19 protein-coding genes and 1 pseudogene are annotated in these 20964 nt (G+C 71.2%); 13 read left to right on the forward strand and 7 right to left on the reverse strand.

Annotated elements, in window-relative coordinates; translation table 11 throughout:
• Positions 1 to 6: 6 nt before the first annotated feature.
• Positions 7 to 1402, reverse strand: a pseudogene (locus OG257_RS12300) (MFS transporter).
• 69 nt (positions 1403 to 1471) lie between these two features.
• Here OG257_RS12300 and OG257_RS12305 point away from each other — a divergent pair.
• Entirely contained in the window at positions 1472 to 2458 is a 987-nt protein-coding gene (locus OG257_RS12305) for an ArsR/SmtB family transcription factor (RefSeq protein ID WP_329207255.1), read from the forward strand.
• A gap of 112 nt (positions 2459 to 2570) precedes the next feature.
• On the opposite strand, the gene OG257_RS12310 is transcribed toward OG257_RS12305, so the two are convergent.
• On the reverse strand, positions 2571 to 2864 hold the full coding sequence (locus OG257_RS12310) for an MTH1187 family thiamine-binding protein (RefSeq protein ID WP_015578763.1): 294 nt from the start codon (positions 2862 to 2864) through the stop codon (positions 2571 to 2573).
• The gene (locus tag OG257_RS12315; RefSeq protein ID WP_329207257.1) at positions 2861 to 3211 is read right to left on the reverse strand and encodes a DUF3817 domain-containing protein; all 351 of its coding nucleotides are present in this window, start codon (positions 3209 to 3211) and stop codon (positions 2861 to 2863) included. The genes OG257_RS12310 and OG257_RS12315 overlap by 4 nt, the downstream gene beginning before the upstream one ends.
• Before the next feature lie 169 nt (positions 3212 to 3380).
• Between OG257_RS12315 and OG257_RS12320 the strand changes: the two genes are divergently transcribed.
• The 4 genes from OG257_RS12320 to OG257_RS12335 all read left to right on the forward strand — a co-directional run bounded on the left by OG257_RS12320 (position 3381) and on the right by OG257_RS12335 (position 6002).
• Complete coding sequence (locus tag OG257_RS12320; RefSeq protein WP_329215046.1) at positions 3381 to 4013, forward strand: AIM24 family protein; 633 nt, start codon at positions 3381 to 3383, stop codon at positions 4011 to 4013.
• The gene (locus OG257_RS12325; RefSeq protein ID WP_329207259.1) at positions 4013 to 4663 is read left to right on the forward strand and encodes an AIM24 family protein; all 651 of its coding nucleotides are present in this window, start codon (positions 4013 to 4015) and stop codon (positions 4661 to 4663) included. Before OG257_RS12320 ends, OG257_RS12325 begins: the two co-directional genes overlap by 1 nt.
• Positions 4660 to 5430, forward strand: coding sequence for an AIM24 family protein (locus tag OG257_RS12330; protein WP_329207261.1), 771 nt, complete (start codon positions 4660 to 4662; stop codon positions 5428 to 5430). Before OG257_RS12325 ends, OG257_RS12330 begins: the two co-directional genes overlap by 4 nt.
• Positions 5431 to 5525: 95 nt before the next feature.
• Complete coding sequence (locus OG257_RS12335; RefSeq protein ID WP_329207263.1) at positions 5526 to 6002, forward strand: MarR family winged helix-turn-helix transcriptional regulator; 477 nt, start codon at positions 5526 to 5528, stop codon at positions 6000 to 6002.
• Between the two features lie 36 nt (positions 6003 to 6038).
• Here the strand turns inward: OG257_RS12335 and OG257_RS12340 are convergent, their stop codons facing one another.
• The gene (locus OG257_RS12340) at positions 6039 to 7490 is read right to left on the reverse strand and encodes a sensor histidine kinase (protein ID WP_329207265.1); all 1452 of its coding nucleotides are present in this window, start codon (positions 7488 to 7490) and stop codon (positions 6039 to 6041) included.
• The gene (locus OG257_RS12345; RefSeq protein ID WP_329207266.1) at positions 7487 to 8149 is read right to left on the reverse strand and encodes a response regulator transcription factor; all 663 of its coding nucleotides are present in this window, start codon (positions 8147 to 8149) and stop codon (positions 7487 to 7489) included. The genes OG257_RS12340 and OG257_RS12345 overlap by 4 nt, the downstream gene beginning before the upstream one ends.
• A gap of 116 nt (positions 8150 to 8265) precedes the next feature.
• Between OG257_RS12345 and OG257_RS12350 the strand changes: the two genes are divergently transcribed.
• Positions 8266 to 8832, forward strand: a complete 567-nt coding sequence (locus OG257_RS12350; protein ID WP_329207267.1) for a PepSY domain-containing protein — start codon at positions 8266 to 8268, stop codon at positions 8830 to 8832.
• A 72-nt stretch (positions 8833 to 8904) separates the two neighbouring features.
• Here the strand turns inward: OG257_RS12350 and meaB are convergent, their stop codons facing one another.
• Entirely contained in the window at positions 8905 to 9873 is a 969-nt protein-coding gene (gene meaB / locus OG257_RS12355) for a methylmalonyl Co-A mutase-associated GTPase MeaB (protein ID WP_329215047.1), read from the reverse strand.
• A gap of 38 nt (positions 9874 to 9911) precedes the next feature.
• Positions 9912 to 11114, reverse strand: a complete 1203-nt coding sequence (locus OG257_RS12360) for an acetyl-CoA C-acetyltransferase (protein WP_329207268.1) — start codon at positions 11112 to 11114, stop codon at positions 9912 to 9914.
• 134 nt (positions 11115 to 11248) lie between these two features.
• Between OG257_RS12360 and mce the strand changes: the two genes are divergently transcribed.
• The 7 genes from mce (at position 11249) to OG257_RS12395 (ending at position 20949) form a co-directional block, all read left to right on the forward strand.
• Entirely contained in the window at positions 11249 to 11677 is a 429-nt protein-coding gene (gene mce, locus OG257_RS12365; RefSeq protein WP_329207270.1) for a methylmalonyl-CoA epimerase, read from the forward strand.
• A gap of 241 nt (positions 11678 to 11918) precedes the next feature.
• A complete protein-coding gene (scy, locus tag OG257_RS12370; protein WP_329207272.1) occupies positions 11919 to 15713 on the forward strand; it encodes a polarized growth protein Scy in 3795 nt (1264 codons plus the stop codon).
• 184 nt (positions 15714 to 15897) lie between these two features.
• Positions 15898 to 16836: a cellulose-binding protein gene (locus tag OG257_RS12375; RefSeq protein ID WP_329207274.1), complete on the forward strand. Its 939-nt coding sequence runs from the start codon at positions 15898 to 15900 to the stop codon at positions 16834 to 16836.
• Between the two features lie 86 nt (positions 16837 to 16922).
• Complete coding sequence (locus OG257_RS12380; RefSeq protein ID WP_329207276.1) at positions 16923 to 17930, forward strand: ABC transporter ATP-binding protein; 1008 nt, start codon at positions 16923 to 16925, stop codon at positions 17928 to 17930.
• A 5-nt stretch (positions 17931 to 17935) separates the two neighbouring features.
• The gene (locus tag OG257_RS12385) at positions 17936 to 18715 is read left to right on the forward strand and encodes an ABC transporter permease subunit (RefSeq protein WP_329207277.1); all 780 of its coding nucleotides are present in this window, start codon (positions 17936 to 17938) and stop codon (positions 18713 to 18715) included.
• Between the two features lie 150 nt (positions 18716 to 18865).
• Positions 18866 to 20056: an ABC transporter ATP-binding protein gene (locus tag OG257_RS12390; protein ID WP_329207279.1), complete on the forward strand. Its 1191-nt coding sequence runs from the start codon at positions 18866 to 18868 to the stop codon at positions 20054 to 20056.
• Entirely contained in the window at positions 20053 to 20949 is an 897-nt protein-coding gene (locus tag OG257_RS12395; RefSeq protein ID WP_329207281.1) for an ABC transporter permease subunit, read from the forward strand. Before OG257_RS12390 ends, OG257_RS12395 begins: the two co-directional genes overlap by 4 nt.
• The last annotated feature ends 15 nt before the right edge of the window (positions 20950 to 20964 follow it).

Raw genomic sequence — 20964 nt, forward strand, 5'->3', positions numbered from 1 at the left:
ACGACCTTACCCACTGGTCACATGCCGGTCAGCCCTGTCTCGCACTTCGGTACCGGACGCCTGTTCTACGGACCTCGGCGACCAGGAAGAGGGTGCACACGGTGCCGATCGCCCCGGAGGCCGCGACCACCTGGTGCACCGGGAAGAACTCGGCGGCCAGACCGGCCAGGGCCATGCCGATGCCCTGGACCGTCATCAGGCCGGCCGTGAGCAGGGTCATCGCCCGGCCCCGCAGATGCTCGGGAACCGCGTCGACGAACCACTGGTCGAGCCCGATGACGTACGCCGCCCCCGCCCCCGCCAGGACCAGGGCCGCCACGGTCAGGGCCATGCCGGGCCGGAACGCGTACACCACCAGGGGCAGCAGCCCGAGCGCCGCCACCGGCAGGACGATCCGCGAGCGGGCCCGGGGGCCGAGGACGGTTCCCGTGTACAGCTCGGCGCCGATGTGGCCGACGGCCATGGCGCACATCAGCAGCCCGAGCGCGGCAGGTCCGACACCGATCGCGTCCGCGTACGGTGCGGCGAGCGCCTCCGGAGCGACCACGAAGAGGGCGGGCACCCAGAACAGGAGCATCAGCGCCCGGATCCTGCGGTCGGCGAGGACGACACGGGCCCCGGCGAGCGAGTCCCTCAGGAGCGCACCACCGCCCTCGCCGCCGGTACGGGCGGGCCTGGCGCGGGTCCCGAGGCGGAGCAGCAGGGCCGAGCAGAGGAACGTGCCCGCGGTGATCGTGATCGCCCCGCGCGGTGACAGCGCCGCGAGCAGCACCCCGCCGGCGCCGAAGCCGATGAGCAGGGCGCTCTGCGAGACGAGGCGCAGCAGCGAACGCCCCAGGACGTAGAGGTCTCCCTCGCCGAGGATGTCGGTGAGGGCCGCCATCCGCGTCCCGGTGAAGACGGGCGCGACGGCGGCCACGAGGCAGCGCAGTGCGAGGAGCCCGCCGACAGAGGTGCCCGGCAGCACCATCACGGCGACGCAGCCGGCACAGATCAGGTCGCAGGTGACGAGGACCCGGCGGGCGGGGTAGCGGTCGGCGACCCCGGCGAAGAGCGTGCCGCCGACGAGGTACGGGAGGAAGCCGAGCGCGAAGGTGAGCGCGGAGAGCAGGGGCGAGCCGGTCAGGTCGTAGACGAGGACGGTGAGTGCGAGCTCGCTGATGACGACGCCGAGGAGGGACAGCAGGTGCGCGGCGAACACGGCACGGAACTCCCGCACGGCGAACACGGCACCGTAGCCCCCCGCGGGCTCAGCGGCCGGCTGCGGAGGCTGCTCCCGGAGCGCGGGCACCGGGCCCGGGCCGGGGTGGGCGGCGCGCTCCGGGGGCACGGCCGGGGGCGACACGTCGGGGGCGGGGATGGTGCGGGGTGTACCCGCCTGGCTGCGGTCGTCGCTCGGCATGGCCGCAGCTTGCCCGGCCGGGTCCGCCCGCCCGTAGACTTTCGGCTGACGCCGAAACTTGAGGGCCGCATGCCGTTCCACCTGTACTTCGACGAGAGCGACCTGCTCCGCTGCCGCTTCGCACTCTCGCCGCTCTGGGAGACCCAGGAGGCCGTACGCACACTGTCGCGCCCCGGGCGGCACGGCTACCACCTCCCCTGGCTGCGCCGGATCCGCGAGGACGCCGCGGCTCTGGATCTCGAACCGCTCTGGCGGCTGATGCCCGAGGGCGGTCACAACCCGGACTTCGTGTGCCCGCCGCCCGTCGGTCCGTTCACCACCTTCGAGGAGGAGATCGCCGCCGTGCGCGCGGTCGATCCGCTCGTCGCCAGGGACGACATGGCGCGGGCGCTCGCGGACAAGCCCGGCAGCCTGGACTCGCCCACCGGACGGCGGCTGCTGGCCGACCCCGCCCGGGCGGTCCAGGAGCTCGCGGATCTGCTGGAGCGTGCCTGGCAGGTCCTGGTCGAGCCGCACTGGCCGCGGCTGCGGGCCCTGCTCGAGGCGGACATCGCCTACCACTCGCGCCGCCTCGCCGAGGTCGGCTTCGAGCGGCTGCTCGGCGAGATCAGCCCGCAGCTGCGCTGGTCCGGGTCGACCCTGACCGTGGTCGGCACCCGGGGCGACCACACCCGGGTCCTGGGCGGGCAGGGGCTCGTCCTCATGCCCAGCGTCTTCGTGTGGCCCGATGTGGTCGGCGGCTACGAGCCACCGTGGCTGCCCGCGGTGATCTACCCGGCACGCGGCATCGGCGGACTGTGGACGGAGTCCGCCGAGCGGACCCCCGAAGCGCTCGCCCGGCTGCTCGGAAGGGCCCGGGCCGATGTGCTGTGCGCGCTGGACGAACCCGCCGGGACCAGCGCCCTGGCCCACCGGCTCTCGCTCGCGCCCTCCTCCGTGTCCGCGCACCTGTCGGTGCTGCGCACCGCGGGACTGCTCACCTCGCGGCGGTACGGGCACCAGGTGCTGTACGAACGAACGCCGCTCGGCATCGCCCTGACGGCGCAGGACCCGTGAGCAGGCCCAGCCGGCCCCGACCCGTCCGGGCGAGGGGTGCGCGTCCCCCGAACGGGACGAGCCCCCGGCGTGACGCCGGGGGCTCGGTGTGCGCGGTGCGACGGACGGGGCGTCAGCCCGCGAGGTGCCGCTCGACCGTCTCGACCTTGGAGGTCAGCCCGTCGGTGACACCCGGCCTGATGTCGGCCTTCAGTACCAGGGACACCCGTCCGGCGCGGGCCTCGACGGCGGCGACGGCGCGCTTGACGACGTCCATCACCTCGTCCCACTCACCTTCGATGGAGGTGAACATCGCGTCCGTACGGTTGGGCAGTCCGGACTCGCGGACGACCCGCACGGCGTCGGCGACGTACTCGCCGACGTCCTCGCCCACACCCAGGGGACTCACGGAGAAGGCGACGATCATGCGCTGACCTTGCCCTCGGCGCGGGCGCGGGCTGCGATGACGCCGTCGGCCTCGTACTGCTTGAGCAGCTTGTCGCCGTAGAACCCACCGAAGGGCACGACCGCGAGGAGGAAGAACAGCGCGACGCGCTTGAGCGGCCACTTGGCCTTGATCCACATGTCCAGCAGGAACACCACGTAGATCGTGAAGAGCAGGCCGTGCAGGGCGCCGAGGGGCGGCATCAGGAAGTCGATGTCCGAGACGCGCATCAGAAGCGAGCCGAAAATGAGCAGCGCCGGGAAGGAGAGCGCCTCGGGAACCGAGATGAGGCGCAGCCGGTGCAGGGCGCTGGCGGTCTTGATGTCCACGTGGGCACCTTCGGTGGGAGGGGGCGTTACGGCTTGTGAACGCAGGCACAAGCACAGCCATTGTGGCATCGCCCCCGGCCGGGTTGTCCCCGAGGGTCCACTCCGGGACACATCGTCCCCAGGGGCCCTGTTCTGTCGGGTGCGGTCGGGCTACCGTCACTTCGTGGCAATGTTCCGGCTCCAGGGCAGCAAGACGCTCGCCGTCGATCTGACGGGCGATGCGGTCAGAGCGAAGAACGGCTCGATGGTCGCGTACGACGGCCGGATGGCCTTCAAGAAGATGTCCGGCGGCGGTGAGGGTGTCCGAGGCATGGTGACCCGCCGGCTGACCGGCGAACAGATGACGATGATGGAGGTGAAGGGGCAGGGCACCTGCTACTTCGCCGACCGGGCGAGCGAGATCAATCTGGTCTCGCTGCACGGCGACAAGCTGTACGTCGAGGCGAGCAATCTGCTGGCCACCGACGCCGGGCTGCGCACCGGCACCACCTTCACCGGCCTGCGCGGCGGGGCGAGCGGCAACGGCCTGTTCACCACCACCGTCGAGGGCACCGGCCAGGCGGCGATCATGTCGGACGGCTCGGCCGTGGTGCTGCGGGTGACACCCCAGTACCCGCTGAACGTCGACCCGGGCGCCTACATAGCGCACCAGGGAAACCTTCAGCAGCACTTCCAGTCCGGGGTCGGTTTCCGGACGTTCATCGGGGAGGGCTCCGGGGAGTCGTTCCAGATCCGCTTCGAGGGGGACGGCCTCGTCTACGTGCAGCCGAGCGAGCGGAACACCGTCGGAGGCGATGTCTGATGCCGTTCCGTGAGATCAACTCGAAGATGGTCGAGGCCACGGTGGTGCCCGGCCAGAAGATGTACAGCCAGCGGGGCGCGATGCTCGCCTACCGCGGCGATGTGTCGTTCACCCCGAACATCCAGGGCGGACAGGGCGGCCTGGCGTCGATGATCGGCCGACGCGTCGCCAACGAGGCGACCCCGCTGATGACGGTCGAGGGCAGCGGCACGGTGATGTTCGGCCACGGCGGCCACCACGTCCAGGTGATCGGACTGTCCGGCGACACGCTCTACGTGGAGGCCGACCGGCTGCTCGCCTTCGACGGGACGCTCCAGCAGGGCACGATGTTCATGGGCTCGCAGGGCGGCGTGATGGGCATGGTCCGCGGCCAGGTGACCGGTCAGGGCCTGTTCACCACGACGCTCAAGGGGCACGGGGCGGTAGCCGTGATGGCGCACGGCGGGGTGATCGAACTGCCGATCACCCCGGGGCGCCCGGTGCATGTGGACCCGCAGGCGTACGTCGCCCACCACGGCGACGTGACGAACAAGCTCTCCACCGCGCTGGGCTGGCGCGACATGGTGGGGCGCGGCTCCGGCGAGGCGTTCCAGCTGGAGCTCAGCGGCAATGGCGCGGTGTACGTCCAGGCGTCGGAGGAGAAGCTGTGAGCACGCCCGTGATCCACGATCCGACGACACTGCCGTCGGACGACAACGTCAACGCGTACACCTTCTGCGTGGAGCTCAAGGGGAGCCAGTGGTTCCTGCAGAAGGGCAAGATGATCGCCTACTACGGGCGGATCGACTTCAACGGCATAGGGCACGGCCGTTTCGACCGGCTGATCCGCACGAGCTTCCACTCGCCGCTGCACGCGAGCGACTGGGTGGTGGCCGAGGGCAGCGGGAAGATGCTGCTGGCGGACCGGGCCTTCGACGTGAACTCCTTCGACCTGGAGAACGGCAATCTGACGATCCGGTCCGGGAACCTGCTGGCGTACCAGCCGACGCTGGCGCTGAAGCAGTCGATCGTGCCGGGCTTCCTGACCCTGATCGGCACGGGGAAGTTCGTGGCCGCCTCCAACGGCCCGGTCGTCTTCATGGAGCCGCCGGTGCGGGTCGACCCGCAGGCCCTGGTGGGCTGGGCGGACTGCCCCTCGCCGTGCCACCACTACGACCACGGCTACATGACGGGCGTGATGGGCGGGCTCCGGTCGCTGACCGGGGTCGGCGGTACGTCGGGCGAGGAGCACCAATTCGAGTTCGTCGGAGCGGGCACGGTCCTGCTGCAGTCGACCGAGGTGCTGATGCCCGAGCGGGCGGCGGGCGCGACCCCGCACCAGCCGGGGGTTCCGGGCGGCGGCGGTGCGGGTCAACCCGGGGCCATGCCCCGCATACCCGGTCAGCTGGGGGACCTCCAGCGTCGCTTCGGATTGTGAACGGTACTCTGCGGAGTGTGACGCGGGGCATCGCGTGCGCGGTGTCACACCCCCCAATTTCGTCCGTCTTTCAACTTCTTAGGTAGAATCCATACATGGAGACCGAGACGGCCACCCGTTGGCTGACCGATGCGGAGCAGTGTGCCTGGCGCACCCACCTGGACGTCAGCAGACTGCTGACCCACCAGCTGGAGAAGGACCTCCAGCCGTTCGGGCTGACCATGAACGACTACGAGATCCTGGTCAACCTCTCGGAGTCGGACGACCAGCGCATGCGGATGAGTGACCTCGCCGCGGCCACCCTTCAGTCCAAGAGCAGGCTCTCGCACCAGATCACCCGCATGGAGACCGCGGGTCTCGTGCGGCGTGAGCACTGCGAGTCGGACCGGCGCGGGCTGTACGCCGTGCTCACCGAGCTCGGCGCCGAGACGATGCGCAAGGTCGCGCCGCACCACGTCGAATCGGTGCGCAGGCACTTCATGGACCTGCTGTCGCCGGAGGCACTCGCGGATCTGCACGCCGCACTGACACCGATCGCGGACCACCTGCGCGGACGGCGCGGCAAGCCTTAGGACCTCCCGTCCGGATCTTGGCGCCCGCAGGGCCGGCTACGAGCGCGGCAGCCGCAGCGTGAACAGCGCCCCGCCCTGCGGCGCCGTACCCACCGTGAGCGTGCCGCGGTGGCGGGCCGCCACATCGCGGGCGATGGCAAGGCCCAGGCCCGCCCCTCCGTCGTCCCGGCTGCGTGCGTCGTCGAGACGGACGAACCGCTCGAAGATCCGGTCGTGCTCCTCCTCGGGGACGCCCGGGCCGTCGTCCGTGACCGCGACGAGCACATCGCCCCGGTCCGCCGACACGGACACGGCCACCGAACGCTCCGCATGGCGTTCGGCGTTGTCCAGCAGGTTGCCGACCACCCGGGTCAGCTGCCCGCGCGAACCGCGGACCTCCAGCGGCCCGGACCCCGTGACGGACACCGCCACCGCGATCCGGTCCCCCGTGCGCTGCGGGACCTCCTCGCGGACCAGCGCCCCCAGATCGACCACCGCCCGCCCCGGCCGCTCCCCCGCGTCCAGCCGGGCCAGCAGCAGCAGATCCGCGGCCAGCACCTGCAGCCGTACGGTGTCGGCGACCGCGCCCGGCACATCCAGGAGCTCCGGATGCGCGGCGCCCACCTCCAGCTGGGTGCGCAGCGAGGCGATGGGGCTGCGCAGCTCGTGCGAGGCGTCCGCGACGAAGCGCCGCTGCCGGTCCACCGAGGCTTCGAGCACGGTCAGGGTCTCGTTGGTGGTGCGGGCCAGCCGGGCGATCTCGTCGCGCGAGCCCGGCTCCGGCACCCGTCGGCCGAGGTCCTGGGACGCGGTGATCGCGGCGAGCTCCCGCCGGATGCCCTCGACCGGTCGCAGCGCGCGCCTGGTGACCAGCCAGGTGACCCCGGCGACGACGACCAGCAGGAAGGGCAGTCCGGTCAGCATGGTGGTGCGTACGGAGTCCACGGCCTCCTGTTCGGCGGCGAGCGGGGCGCCCGCATGGACGATCACCGGGAGGCCCGCCCGTGTGACGGCCTCGACGGCGGCGAATCGGTAGTCGGCCGTGTCACCCTCGACGGTGGCGCTGCCGTTGCTGAAGTCGGGGTCGTCGGAGGAGACTTCGCCGCGGTCCGGGTCGCTGCCGCGGCTGCCGTCGTCCTCGTCCTCGCCGTCGTCACCGCGTCCCGAGCCGTCCCCGGAGCTTCCGGCCGACGCCGAGGGAGCCGGGGTGACCTCCGACGTGGTGGTCCCCGAAATGGCCTCCAGGCCCTCCGAGACGACCAGGACGCGCCCTTCCTCGTCGGTCACCTGGACCGGGTGGACGTCCTCGTCGCTCAGGTCCAGATCCTCGTACGGCACGTCCAGAGCGACCTGCCCGGCCACCTCGCGCGCCACGACCTCCGCCTCCAGGCCGGCCCGGTCCGTCAGGTTGCCGCGCAGCACCTGGAGCACGACGAGCCCGGCGGCCACCAGGGCCACGGCGACGACCAGGGTGGCACCCAGGGCGGCTCTGGCCCGTACGGACCTCACAGCGCCTCCAGGCGGTAGCCCGCCCCGCGCACCGTACGGATGGACGCCGCGCCGAGCTTGCGCCGCAGGGTGCTGATGTAGACCTCGACGATGTTCGGGTCGCCGTCGTACGCGAAGTCCCAGACGTGCTCCAGGATGTCGGCCTTGCTGACCACCTCGCCGGCCCGCAGCGCGAGCTGTTCCAGTACGGCGAACTCCTTGGTCGTGAGGGTGACTTCGTCCTCCCCCCGGTGGACCCGGCGGGCGGCGGTCTCCACCCGCAGCGTGCCGACGGTGAGCACCGGCGAGGCGGTGCCGCCGCCCCGGCGGCGCAGCAGCGCCCGGACCCGGGCGACGAGCACGACGTACGAGAACGGCTTGGTCAGATAGTCGTCGGCCCCGGTGTCGAGGCCCTCCGCCTCGTCGTACTCCCCGTCCTTCGCGGTCAGCATCAGGATCGGCACATCGTGGCCGTCGGCGCGCAGTTCGGCACAGACCCGGTAGCCGTTCATGCCGGGCAGCATGATGTCCAGGACCACGAGGTCGTGGACGCCCTCACGGGCCCGGTACAGCCCTTCGAGTCCGTCGTGCACGACGTCCACGGCGAAGCCCTCGGCGGTGAGTCCCCTGGCCAGGGACACCGCAAGACGCTTCTCGTCCTCCACGATCAACAGGCGCATGGGGACAGCCTCCCAAACCGAACCTGAAGACGGCTTCAGGTGGCTTCAGGCTGCGTTCAGCATCGCTGGGCCAGTGTGGGTCCCGTCGCACCGCACATCCATCGGGGAGGAACCTCATGCAGCGCAACATCGCCGTCATCGCCGTCGCCGCAGCCGTGCTCATCGGCGGCGGAGCCGCAGCCGCCGCCGCGTTCACGGACGACGGGAACAGCGGTGGCAGCAGCCGGAAGGATTCGGCACCGGTCGCGGTGACGGGCGACTCGGTCACCGTCGACGACGCCGTGGCCGCCGCGCTGAAGGCCGTCCCGGGCAGGGTGATCGAGGCGGAGCTGGACGACGACGACAGCAAGGGGCTGGTCTGGGAGATCGATGTGTACGGCTCCGACAAGGTCTGGCACGACGTGAAGGTCGACGCGGACAACGCAAAGGTGCTGTCCGAGCGGGGCGACGCCGACAACCGGCGCCCGGTGCCCGGTTCGGACCGTGTCTCGGTGATCGCCGCGGTGGACGCCGCACGCGGGGCGGAGCCGGGCACGGTGACGTCCGTGGACCTGGACGGCGACGACGGCACGCTGGTCTGGGACGTCGACATCGCGGGCAAGGACGGCAGGACGCACGAGCTGGACGTCGACGCCAGGACGGCCGACGTCAGCGGGAGCAAGGACGACGGGCACGACAACTGACGGTTCCGACCGCGCCGTGCAGTGCCGTTCGGCGGTTCCCGGGCGGCCCGCACGCCGCCCGGGAGCCGGCCGTCAGTCGTCGGCCGGGAGCCCGGTGAGTCCCGCCACCAGCTCGTCCGCAGCCGCGTACGGGTCGAGGCGGCCGGCCACGATCCGTGCCGCCAGCGCGTCCAGTCGCCGGTCCCCGTGGAGATCGGCGATGCGCTCGCGCAGGGCGGTGACAGCGATCGTCTCGACCTCACGGGCGGCACGTGCCGTGCGCCGTTCGGCCAGGACGCCGTGCTCCTCCATCCACGCCCGGTGCTTCTCGAGCGCCTCGACGACCTCGTCGATGCCCTCGCCCCGGGCGGCGACCGTCTTCACGATCGGCGGCCGCCAGTCGCCGGGCCCCCTGGACTCCCCGAGCCCCAGCATGTGGTTGAGCTCGCGGGCGGTGGCGTCCGCGCCGTCCCGGTCGGCCTTGTTGACGACGTACACATCGCCGATCTCCAGGATTCCGGCCTTCGCCGCCTGGATGCCGTCGCCCATGCCCGGGGCGAGCAGGACGACGGAGGTGTCGGCCTGGGAGGCGATCTCCACCTCCGACTGGCCGACGCCCACCGTCTCCACGAGGATCACGTCGCAGCCCGCCGCGTCCAGCACCCGGATCGCCTGCGGAGCGGACCAGGCGAGGCCGCCCAGATGGCCGCGGGTGGCCATCGAGCGGATGTAGACGCCCGGGTCGGAGGCGTGCTCCGACATCCGGACCCGGTCACCGAGGAGCGCGCCCCCGGAGAACGGGGACGACGGGTCGACGGCCAGGACCGCGACCCGCTTCCCGGCCTTCCGGTAGGCGGAGACCAGCGCCGAGGTCGACGTGGACTTGCCGACACCCGGTGAACCCGTGAGCCCGACGACGTACGCATGACCCGCGAGCGGTGCCAGGGCCGCCATCACCTCGCGCAGCTGGGGCGAGGCCCCCTCCACCAGGGAGATGAGCCGGGCCACCGCACGTGGCCTGCCCTGGCGTGCCTGCTCGACCAGGGTGGGGACGTCCACCATCACGCTCGGTCTCCTCGCTCGCTCATACGTACGGCTGACTACTTGCCCGGAACGCGGATGATCAACGCATCACCCTGACCGCCGCCGCCGCACAGTGCGGCCGCTCCGGTGCCGCCGCCGCGCCGCTTCAGCTCCAGCGCCAGGTGCAGCACCACGCGGGCGCCGGACATGCCGATCGGGTGGCCGAGGGCGATGGCGCCGCCGTTCACGTTGACCTTGTCGGGGGTGACGCCGAGGTCCTTCATCGACTGGACCGCGACGGCCGCGAAGGCCTCGTTGATCTCGATGAGGTCGAGGTCCTCGACGCCGATGCCCTCCTTCTTCACGGCGTGCCGGATCGCGTTGGACGGCTGCGACTGGAGCGAGTTGTCCGGGCCCGCCACATTGCCGTGGGCGCCGATCTCGGCGATCCAGTCCAGGCCCAGCTCCTCGGCCTTGGCCTTGCTCATGACGACGACCGCGGCGGCGCCGTCGGAGATCTGCGAGGAGGTACCCGCGGTGATCGTGCCGTCCTTGGCGAACGCGGGGCGCAGCTTGCCGAGCGACTCGGCGGTCGTCTCGGGGCGGATGCCCTCGTCCTTGGAGAAGAGGACCGGGTCGCCCTTGCGCTGCGGGATCTCCACCGGGGTGATCTCGGCCTCGAAGATGCCGTTCTTCTGGGCGGCCGCGGCACGCTGGTGGGACAGGGCGCCGATCTCGTCCTGGGCCGCACGGTCCAGTCCGAGGCGGGTGTTGTGCTTCTCGGTGGACTCACCCATCGGGATGTTCTCGTAGGCGTCGGTCAGACCGTCGTACGCCATCGAGTCGAGCATCTCGATCGCGCCGTACTTGTAGCCCTCGCGGGACTTCGGCAGCAGGTGCGGGGCGTTGGTCATCGACTCCTGGCCGCCGGCCACGACGACGTCGAACTCACCGGCACGGATCAGCTGGTCGGCGAGCGCGATCGCGTCGAGCCCGGACAGGCACACCTTGTTGATGGTGAGCGCGGGAACGTTCATCGGGATTCCGGCCTTGACCGCTGCCTGGCGCGCCGGGATCTGCCCTGCCCCGGCCTGGAGCACCTGGCCCATGATCACATACTCGACCTGGTCGCCGCCGATGCCGGCCCGGTCGAGGGCGGCCTTGATGGCGACGCCTCCGAGGTCGGCTCCGGAGAAGGTCTTCAGCGAGCCGAGGAGACGGCCCATGGGCGTACGGGCGCCCGCGACGATCACTGAGGTGGTACCGGTCGTTCCTGACATGAGGCGCAGCCCCTTGGATTGATTGTGAACGAGGGTTTACCTGAATGTACTGAGCGGTACCCCGCCCGTCATCCGGCAGCGGGTGTGATCGCGCGCACGTTGCGTAACCATCCCCGGAGCGCTGCACTGGTTCCATGCTGACGCGAATCGACCACATCGGAATCGCCTGTTTCGACCTCGACAAGACGGTGGAGTTCTACCGCGCGACCTACGGGTTCGAGGTGCACCACTCCGAGGTCAACGAGGAGCAGGGTGTCCGCGAGGCCATGCTCAAGATCAACGACACCTCGGACGGCGGGGCTTCGTACCTCCAGCTGCTGGAGCCGACCCGTGAGGACTCGGCCGTGGGCAAGTGGCTGGCAAAGAATGGGGAGGGTGTCCACCACATCGCGTTCGGGACCGCGAACGTGGACGAGGACGCCGCGGACATCCGTGAGAAGGGCGTCCGGGTGCTGTACGACGAGCCCAGGACCGGGTCGATGGGGTCCCGGATCACCTTCCTGCACCCCAAGGACTGCCACGGTGTGCTGACGGAACTGGTCACTGCCCGGGCAGAGCACTGACCTGACCGATACCCGGCCCGGTAGAGTGGGCGGTTCCGGGCCGGGGCCGGGCCGGGGCCGCGCCGCGTCCTCGCCGTTGATCTGTCACCATTCCCCGGGGGACCGTTCGCCGGCGAGCGGTTCTCGTATGGAGTTGCGACCAGGGTTGGGGTCCCTCCTGCTCAGTGGGGCATCCCCTGCTCGAACGAAGTTGAGAGCTCGGGGAAGAAGTTGAGAGCTCGGGGAAGGATGGGACCGCGCAGTGCGGGGCTACGAAAGCCAGCAGAGCCACCGAGCTGACGACGACCATCTCTCGCGGTTCGAAGCCGAGATGGACCGGCTGAAGACCGACCGGGAGAAGGCCGTCCAGCACGCCGAGGACCTCGGTTACCAGGTCGAGGTCTTGCGTGCCAAGCTGCACGAGGCCCGGCGCAATCTCGCGACCCGTCCCGCGCACGACAACGCGGACATCGGCTACCAGGCCGAACAGCTGCTCCGTAATGCCCAGATCCAGGCCGACCAGCTGCGCACCGACGCCGAGCGCGAGCTGCGCGACGCCAGGGCCCAGACCCAGCGGATCCTGCAGGAGCACGCGGAGCACCAGGCCCGCCTGCAGGCCGAATTGCACACCGAAGCGGTACAGCGGCGCCAGCGGCTCGACCAGGAGCTGGCGGAGCGCCGCCAGACCGTCGAGTCCCACGTCAACGAGAACGTCGCCTGGGCCGAGCAGCTGCGGGCCCGCACCGAGTCCCAGGCCCGCAGGCTCCTGGAGGAGTCGCGCGCCGAGGCCGAGCAGTCGCTGGCCGCGGCCCGCAGCGAGGCGGCCCGGCTCGCGGAGGAGACCCGCCAGCGCGTCGGCTCCGAGGCCGAGTCGGCCCGCGCCGAGGCCGAGGCCACGCTGCTGCGGGCCCGCCGGGACGCCGAGCGGCTGCTCAACGCCGCCTCCACGCAGGCCCAGGAAGCCACCAGTCACGCCGAGCAGTTGCGCTCGTCGGCCACCGTCGAGACCGGCCAGACCCGGCAGCAGACCGCCGAGCTGAACCGCGCCGCCGAGCAGCGCATGCAGGAGGCCGAGACCCGGCTGCGCGAGGCCCGGCTGGAGGCCGAGAAGGTCGTCGCCGAGGCGAAGGAGGCCGCGGTCAAGCGGCTGGCCGGCGCCGAGTCGCAGAACGAGCAGCGCACCCGTACGGCCAAGTCCGAGATCGCACGGCTGGTCGGCGAGGCGACGAAGAACGCCGAGACGCTCAAGGAAGAGGCCGAGCAGGCGCTCGCCGACGCCCGCGCGCAGGCCGAGCGGCTGGTCGCCGAGGCCGGCGAGAAGGCCCGCACGGTCGCCGCCGAGGACGCCGCGGCCCAGCTCGCCAAGGCGGCCCGCTCCGCCGAGGAGATCCTGACCAAGGCCTCCGACGACGCCAAGTCCACCACCAAGGCGGCCGGCGAGGAAGCCGAGCGGATCCGCCGCGAGGCGGAGTCCGAGGCGGAGCGGCTCCGCGGCGACGCGGCCGAGCAGGCCGACCAGCTCAAGGGCGCGGCCAAGGACGACACCAAGGAGTACCGGGCCAAGACGGTCGAACTGCAGGAGGAGGCGCGCAGGCTGCGCGGCGAGGCCGAGCAGCTGCGCTCCGAGGCGGTCGCCGAGGGCGAGCGGATCCGCGGCGAGGCGCGCCGCGAGGCCGTCCAGCAGATCGAGGAGGGTGCCCGCACCGCCGAGGAGCTGCTGACCAAGGCGAGGTCGGACGCCGACGAGCTGCGTACCTCCGCGAACGCGGAGAGCGAGCGCGTCAGGACCGAGGCGGTCGAGCGCGCCGCCACACTGCGCAAGCAGGCCGAGGAAGCGCTGGAGCGCAGCCGTACCGAGACGGAGAAGCTGCGCGCCGAGGCCGAGGAGCAGGCCGCTTCCCTGACGGCCGCTGCCGAGGAGGCCGCGGAGGGCCTTCGCGCGGAGACCGAGCGCGCCATAGAGGCCCGCAAGGACGACGCCGCCGAAGAGCTGACCCGTCTGCACACGGAGGCCGAGACCCGGGTCACCGCGGCCGAGCAGGCGCTGAGCGAGGCCCGTACGGAGGCGGAGCGGATCCGCCGCGAGACGAGCGAGGAGTCCGAGCGGCTGCGCGCGGAGGCCGCCGAGCGGCTGCGCACGCTCCAGGAGCAGGCCGCGACCGAGGCCGACCGGCTGCGGGACGAGGCCGCCGCCGAGGCCGCCCAGTCCCGCGCCGAGGGCGAGTCCGTCGCCGTACGGCTGCGCACCGAGGCCGCCACCGAGGCGGAGCGGCTCAGGACCGAGGCACAGGAGAGCGCCGACCGGGTGCGCTCCGAGGCCGCCGCCGCCGCCGAGCGCGTGGGCACGGAGGCCGCCGAGGCCCTCGCCGCCGCCCAGGAGGAGGCGAACCGGCGCCGCCGCGAGGCCGAGGAGACGCTCGGGGCCGCGCGCGCCGAGGCGGAGCAGGAGCGCGAGCGGGCCCGCGAGCAGAGCGAGGAGCTGCTGGCCTCCGCCCGCAAGCGGGTCGAGGAGGCGCAGGCCGAGGCCCAGCGTCTGGTCGAGGAGGCGGACGCCCGGGCGACCGAGATGGTCTCCGCGGCCGAGCAGACCGCCCAGCAGGTGCGGGACTCCGTCACCGGGCTCCAGGAGCAGGCCGAGCAGGAGATCGCCGGGCTGCGGTCCGCCGCGGAGCACTCCGCGGATCGTACGAGGACCGAGGCCCAGGAGGAGGCGGACCGGGTACGCGCCGACGCCTACGCCGAGCGCGAGCGGGCCACCGAGGACGCCAACCGGATCCGCCAGGTCGCTCACGAGGAGTCGGAGGCCGCGAAGTCGCTGGCCGAGCGGACCGTCTCCGAGGCGATCACCGAGTCGGAGAAGCTGCGCTCGGACACCGCGGAGTACAGCCAGCGGGTCCGTACCGAGGCATCCGACGCGCTCGCCTCGGCGGAACAGGACGCCTCGCGCGCCCGCGCCGAGTCCCGCGAGGACGCCAACCGGATCCGTTCCGAGGCGGCGGCCCAGGCCGACCGGCTCATCGGTGAGGCGACGAGCGAGAGCGAGCACGTCCGTACCGAGGCCGCGGAGCAGTCGGAGCGCCTCCTCGGCGAGGCGACCGACGAGGCGGAGCGGCTGCGTGCGGAGGCCGCGCAGACCGTGGGTTCGGCGCAGGATCACGCGGCCCGTACCCGCGAGGAGTCGGAGCGGGTGCGCGCCGACGCGGAGTCCGCGGCCGAGCAGATGCGCGCGGAGGCCCGCCAGGAGGCGGACCGGATGCTGGACGAGGCACGGGACGCCGCGGCGAAGCGCCGCACCGAGGCGGCCGAACAGGCCGACCAGCTCGTCAACAAGGCCCAGGAGGAGGCGCTGCGCGCCGCCACCGAGGCCGAGGGACAGGCCGACAGGATGGTCGGGGCCGCGCGCAACGAGGCCGTGCGGATCACCTCGGAGGCGACGGTCGAGGGCAACTCCCTGGTGGAGCGGGCCCGTACCGACGCGGACGAGCTGCTGGTCGGCGCCCGCCGGGACGCGACCGCGACGCGGGAGCGGGCGGAGGAGCTCAGGGCCCGGCTCGAGAGCGAGATCGAGGAGCTGCACCAGCGCGCCCGCCGGGAGACGTCCGAGCAGATGAAGACGGCCGGCGAGCGCGTCGACAAGCTGATGAAGGCGGCGCAGGAGCAGCGCGCGGAGGCCGAGGCGAAGGCCAAGGAGCTGCTGTCGGACGCGAATTCGGAGGCGAGCAAGGTGCGTATCGCAGCCGTGAAGCGTGCCGAGTCGCTCCTGAAGGAAGCCGAGCTCAAGAAGGCCGGGCTGACCCGCGAGGCCGAGAAGCTGCGCGCCGACGCCGAGGTGGAAGCCAAGCAGATGGTGGACGAGGGCCGTCGCGAGCTGGATCTGCTCGTCCGCAGACGCGAGGACATCAATACGGAAATTTCCCGTGTCCAGGACGTGCTCGAGGCGTTGGAGTCTTTCGAGGCTCCGGGCGGGACCGGCAAGGCGGCGGGCGGCAACGCCGCGGGCGTCAAGGCGGGCGCCGCCGCAGGTACACGAGCGGGTGGCAAGGCCTCGGACGGGTGACCTGTCCGCCGCATCGCGCACTTCGGCATGAACATTCAAACGTTCGGGTGGCAAGAGCTCCCGAGGTCAGCCACTCAAAAGGGGTGTCATTCTCCATACCAAAGCGGCATCTTCACGTTGACACGCCGCCCAGGCCCCTAGGATTCCCTCTAACACCTCACCGGTCTCATTCGACAGGAACCCCATGAGCGACCCTTCCTCCCCCTTCGGCTTCGAGCTCGTGCGACGTGGATACGACCGCGGTCAGGTGGACGACCGCATTACCAAACTCGTCGCCGACCGTGACAGTGCTCTCGCCCGCATCACCTCTCTGGAAAAGCGCATCGAGGAGCTTCACCTCGAGACGCAGAACGCCCAGGCCCAGGTCAACGAGGCCGAGCCGTCGTACGCCGGTCTCGGCGCCCGCGTCGAGAAGATCCTCCGCCTCGCCGAGGAGGAGGCGAAGGACCTGCGTGAGGAGGCCCGTCGCGCGGCCGAGCAGCACCGCGAGCTGGCCGAGTCGGCCGCCCAGCAGGTGCGCAACGACGCGGAGTCGTTCGCGGCCGAGCGCAAGTCGAAGGCCGAGGACGAGGGCGTTCGCATCGTCGAGAAGGCCAAGGGCGAAGCGAGCACGCTGCGCACCGACGCCCAGAAGGACGCCCAGCAGAAGCGCGAGGAGGCGGACGCCCTCTTCGAGGAGACCCGCGCCAAGGCCGCCCAGGCCGCCGCGGACTTCGAGACGAACCTCGCCAAGCGCCGCGAGCAGTCGGAGCGCGACCTCGCGTCCCGTCAGGCGAAGGCCGAGAAGCGTCTGGCCGAGATCGAGCACCGCGCCGAGCAGCTCCGCCTCGAGGCCGAGAAGCTCCGCACGGACGCCGAGCGCCGGGCCCGCCAGACGGTGGAGACCGCGCAGCGCCAGGCCGAGGACATCGTCGCCGACGCGAACGCGAAGGCCGACCGGATCCGCAGCGAGTCCGAGCGCGAGCTGGCGGCGCTCACCAACCGCCGCGACTCGATCAACGCTCAGCTGACCAACGTCCGCGAGATGCTGGCGACGCTGACCGGTGCCGCCGTGGCCGCCGCGGGCTCCCCCGCGGACGAGGAGCCCGCCTCCCGAGGCGTCCCGGCCCAGCAGACCCGCTGACCCGTCTGTACATCAGCTGTACCCCTTGCGCGCCCGGTTCCGCCTTTGTGGTGGCGCCGGGCGCGCGGGCGTTCTAGCGTGAACGCATGATCGAGCTCGACGGCCTCACCAAGCGCTTCGGCAACAAGGTTGCCGTCGACCATTTGTCATGCCAGGTCAGACCAGGAATGGTGACGGGGTTCCTCGGCCCGAACGGGGCGGGCAAGTCCACCACCATGCGCATGATGCTCGACCTCGACAATCCGACCAGCGGTTCCGTGCGCATCGACGGCAAGCACTACCGCGAGCTGCAGGAGCCGCTGAAGCACATCGGGGCACTGCTTGACGCCAAGTCGATGCACGGCGGGCGCAGCGCGTACAACAATCTCCTCTGTCTCGCACAGAGCAATCGCATCCCCACGAGCCGGGTCTCCCACGTGCTCGACACTGTCGGCCTCAGCGCGGTGGCGAACAAGAAGTCCAAGGGTTTCTCCCTCGGTATGGGCCAGCGGCTGGGAATCGCGGCGGCGCTGCTCGGTGATCCCGAGATCCTGATGTTCGACGAACCGGTCAACGGTCTGGACCCCGAGGGAATTCACTGGATCCGTAATCTGATGAAGGCCCTCGCCTCGGAAGGCCGGACGATCTTCGTTTCCTCCCATCTGATGAGCGAAATGGCTCTCACCGCGGATCACTTGATCGTGATCGGCCAGGGCAGGCTGCTCGCCGACACCTCCATGGCCGACTTCATCCATGAGAACTCCCGCAGTTATGTGCGGATGCGTTCCCCGGAGCAGGAGAGGCTGCGCGACGCGCTGCACGCCGAGGGCATCGTGGCGGTCGAGTCGGGCAACGGCACGCTGGAGATCGACGGCGCCACCACGGAGAAGCTCGGCGAGTTCGCCGCCCGGCACGGGTTCGTCCTGCACGAGCTCAGCTCCCAGCGGGCGTCGCTGGAGGAGGCCTTCATGCAGATGACGGCGGGCTCCGTGGAGTACCACGCACATTCCGACCGGGACGAGGAGCAGCCCCCGCCCGTGGGCCCGCACTGGGGCGACCAGTGGAACCAGCAGCCCGGCAGCGTTGCTCCCGGCGACGAAGCGAAGGGGGTGTGACGGCGATGGCATCGGTGCCCGCGGTCCTCAACTCCGAATGGACCAAGATCCGTACGGTCTCCTCGACCACCTGGACCCTGATCTCCGCGTTCGCCGTCACCGTCGCGATGGGGGCGGCGCTCAGCGCGTTGCTGAACGCCCAGTTCGACGACCTGTCCGATGCGGAGCGCGCCACGTTCGACCCGACGTTCGTCGGTTTCTCCGGGATGATCCTCGGCCAGCTCGCGATGGTCGTCTTCGGTGTCCTGGTGGTCGGCACCGAGTACAGCTCCGGCATGATCCGCACCTCGCTCGCGGCCGTACCGCAGCGGGGCTCGTTCCTGTTCAGCAAGATCGCGGTGGCCGGCCTCCTGGCCCTGGTGGTCGGCCTCGCCACCAGTTTCGTGACCTTCTTCCTGAGCCAGGCCCTGCTGGGCGACCACCGTACGGAGATCGGCGCGGACAACGTGCTGCGCGCGGTCTTCGGCGGCGGGCTCTACATGGGCCTGATCGCGATCTTCTCCATGGGCGTGGCCACGATGCTGCGCAGTTCGATGCTCTCGCTCGGCATCCTGATGCCCTTCTTCTTCCTCGTCTCGCAGATCCTGTCGGCGGTCCCGGGTGCCAAGAGCGTGGCCCGCTACTTCCCCGACCAGGCCGGATCCAAGATCATGCAGGTGGTTCCGGACGCCATGAACAGCGATCCGGCACCGTACGGGCCGTGGGGCGGGCTCGGCATCATGGCCCTGTGGGTGGTGGCGGCGGTGGCCGGCGGCTACCTCGTGCTCAAGCACCGGGACGCGTAGGCCCGGGGCCGTCGGCCCCGCGAAGATCCGATGTTCCGCACAACGACTTGGCCGGAACCGTCACGGCCTGGTTATCCTCCTAACTCTTACGGGGGCGTGCGGCCGGGTGGCCTGGGCCCCGACCGACAGATAAGTCGATGGGGCTGGAGAATGATCGAGGCAGTCGGCCTGACGAAGCGCTATGGCGCCAAGACAGCCGTGTACAACCTTTCCTTTCAGGTGCGGCCGGGGGCTGTCACGGGGTTCCTCGGTCCCAACGGGTCGGGCAAGTCCACGACCATGCGCATGATGCTCGGCCTGGACCGGCCGACCGCGGGACACGTGACGATCGGCGGCCACGCCTTCCGCAGCCTGCCGAACGCACCGCGCCAGGTGGGCGCGCTGCTCGACGCCAAGGCCGTGCACGGCGGGCGCAGCGCCCGTAACCACCTCCTGTCGCTGGCCCAGCTGGCCGGGATCCCGAGCGCCCGGGTGGACGAGGTCCTCGGTGTCGTCGGTCTGCAGGACGTCGCGAAGAAGCGGTCCAAGGGCTTCTCCCTCGGCATGGGGCAGCGGCTCGGCATCGCGGCGGCGCTGCTCGGCGACCCCCAGGTGCTCCTCTTCGACGAGCCGGTCAACGGTCTCGACCCCGAGGGCATCCTCTGGGTCCGCAACCTCATGAAGCAGCTGGCCTCCGAGGGCCGCACGGTCTTCGTGTCCAGCCACCTGATGAGCGAGATGGCGGTCACCGCCGACCATCTGATCGTGATCGGGCGGGGCCAGCTGCTCTCCGACATGAGCGTCACGGACTTCATCTCGGCCAACTCCGCGGACTTCGCCCGGGTCCGGGTTCCCGCGGACGCGCCGGAGCAGCGGGAGAAGCTGACCGCCTCGCTGACGGAGGCGGGCGGCCAGGTCATGTCGGAGCCGGACGGGGCCCTGCGGGTCACCGGGCTCCAGCTGCCCCGCATCAGCGATCTGGCGCATTCCTCGGACGTCCGGCTGTGGGAGCTCTCGCCGCACCAGGCATCCCTGGAGGAGGCGTACATGCGGATGACGCAGGGCGCCGTGGACTACCGCTCGACGGCCGACGCGAAGGTGGGACTCCAGCAGCCGCCGCCCGGGTACGGGCCTCAGCCGGGCTACGGGCAGCAGCCGGGGTACGGGGGCTACGGGCAGCAGCCCGGCCATCCGCAGCAGCCTCCGGTGGATGTGCCGCAGCAGGGCTGGTACGCACCGCCGCCGCCGGGACAGAACCCGTACGCCGCCGCTCCCGCGCCGGCGCCCGCTCCGGCTCCGGCGCCCGCTCCGGCCGCCCCCGCAGACCTGACCAAGAGCGAGACCAGCGAGGACTCCCGATGACTACGCCGGCAACCCCGCCGTCCCCGCAGGCACCCCAGGCGCCCTACCAGCAGCCGCACCAGCCGCCGGCCCAGCAGAACTGGCAGGGCGGCGGCCCGGTCGGCCAGTACGCCTCGCCGATTCCCGTGCGGCGTCCCGGCCTGGGCGACGCGATCGCCTCCGAGTGGACGAAGATCCGCTCCGTCCGCTCCACGATGTGGACGCTCGGCGTGATGATCGTGCTGCTGCTCGGCATCGGGCTGCTGTCCGCGTTCGCCGTCAGTGCCTCGGACGCCGATCTCGGCGAAACCCCCGTGCTCAGCCTCGGCTTCTTCGGGGTGCTGCTCGGTTCGATCTGCGTGATCACCCTCGGGGTGCTGACCATCGCATCCGAGTACGGCACGGGAATGATCCGAACGACGCTGACCGCCTGCCCCAGCCGGGCGCGGGTGCTGATCGCGAAGTCGATCGTCTTCTTCCTGCTCTCCTTCACCATCACCACCGTCACGACCGGAATCGTCGGGCTGCTGCAGACGGCCATGCTGGACGGCGGAACGCCCAGCGGCAGCGACTGGCTGCGCGCCACGGTGGGTGTCGGCCTCTACATCGCGACGCTCGGGCTGCTCTCGCTCGCGCTCGGTGCGCTCATCCGGCACTCCGCGGGCGCGATCACGATCATGATCGCGGTGGTGCTGCTGCCGCTCGTGCTGGCGATGTTCATGTTCTCCGAGACGCTGGCCGACCTCCAGCAGGCGCTCTTCGAGTACTCGATCCCCAGCCAGCTCAGCGCGTTCTACGGTGAGTCGATGACCTCGTCGGGGCCGACCGGCTGGGACCCGCTGTGGATCATCCTCGGCGTGACCGCGGTGGCCATGGCCGGCGCCTTCGCCTCCCTGGACCGCCGCGACGTGTGACGCGCGCTCCGCGCG

The sequence above is a fragment of the Streptomyces sp. NBC_00683 genome (genome assembly GCF_036226745.1).
Taxonomy (GTDB): domain Bacteria; phylum Actinomycetota; class Actinomycetes; order Streptomycetales; family Streptomycetaceae; genus Streptomyces.

Excerpts from the sequence above, each read along its gene's own strand:
- OG257_RS12305 (WP_329207255.1), top strand. The coding sequence starts at position 1,472 with ATGCCGTTCCACCTGTACTTCGACGAGAGCGACCTGCTCCGCTGCCGC.
- OG257_RS12310 (WP_015578763.1), bottom strand. The coding sequence starts at position 2,864 with ATGATCGTCGCCTTCTCCGTGAGTCCCCTGGGTGTGGGCGAGGACGTC.
- OG257_RS12320 (WP_329215046.1), top strand. The coding sequence starts at position 3,381 with ATGTTCCGGCTCCAGGGCAGCAAGACGCTCGCCGTCGATCTGACGGGC.
- OG257_RS12325 (WP_329207259.1), top strand. The coding sequence starts at position 4,013 with ATGCCGTTCCGTGAGATCAACTCGAAGATGGTCGAGGCCACGGTGGTG.
- OG257_RS12335 (WP_329207263.1), top strand. The coding sequence starts at position 5,526 with ATGGAGACCGAGACGGCCACCCGTTGGCTGACCGATGCGGAGCAGTGT.
- OG257_RS12345 (WP_329207266.1), bottom strand. The coding sequence starts at position 8,149 with ATGCGCCTGTTGATCGTGGAGGACGAGAAGCGTCTTGCGGTGTCCCTG.
- OG257_RS12350 (WP_329207267.1), top strand. The coding sequence starts at position 8,266 with ATGCAGCGCAACATCGCCGTCATCGCCGTCGCCGCAGCCGTGCTCATC.
- meaB (WP_329215047.1), bottom strand. The coding sequence starts at position 9,873 with ATGGTGGACGTCCCCACCCTGGTCGAGCAGGCACGCCAGGGCAGGCCA.
- OG257_RS12360 (WP_329207268.1), bottom strand. The coding sequence starts at position 11,114 with ATGTCAGGAACGACCGGTACCACCTCAGTGATCGTCGCGGGCGCCCGT.
- mce (WP_329207270.1), top strand. The coding sequence starts at position 11,249 with ATGCTGACGCGAATCGACCACATCGGAATCGCCTGTTTCGACCTCGAC.
- OG257_RS12375 (WP_329207274.1), top strand. The coding sequence starts at position 15,898 with ATGAGCGACCCTTCCTCCCCCTTCGGCTTCGAGCTCGTGCGACGTGGA.
- OG257_RS12380 (WP_329207276.1), top strand. The coding sequence starts at position 16,923 with ATGATCGAGCTCGACGGCCTCACCAAGCGCTTCGGCAACAAGGTTGCC.
- OG257_RS12385 (WP_329207277.1), top strand. The coding sequence starts at position 17,936 with ATGGCATCGGTGCCCGCGGTCCTCAACTCCGAATGGACCAAGATCCGT.
- OG257_RS12390 (WP_329207279.1), top strand. The coding sequence starts at position 18,866 with ATGATCGAGGCAGTCGGCCTGACGAAGCGCTATGGCGCCAAGACAGCC.
- OG257_RS12395 (WP_329207281.1), top strand. The coding sequence starts at position 20,053 with ATGACTACGCCGGCAACCCCGCCGTCCCCGCAGGCACCCCAGGCGCCC.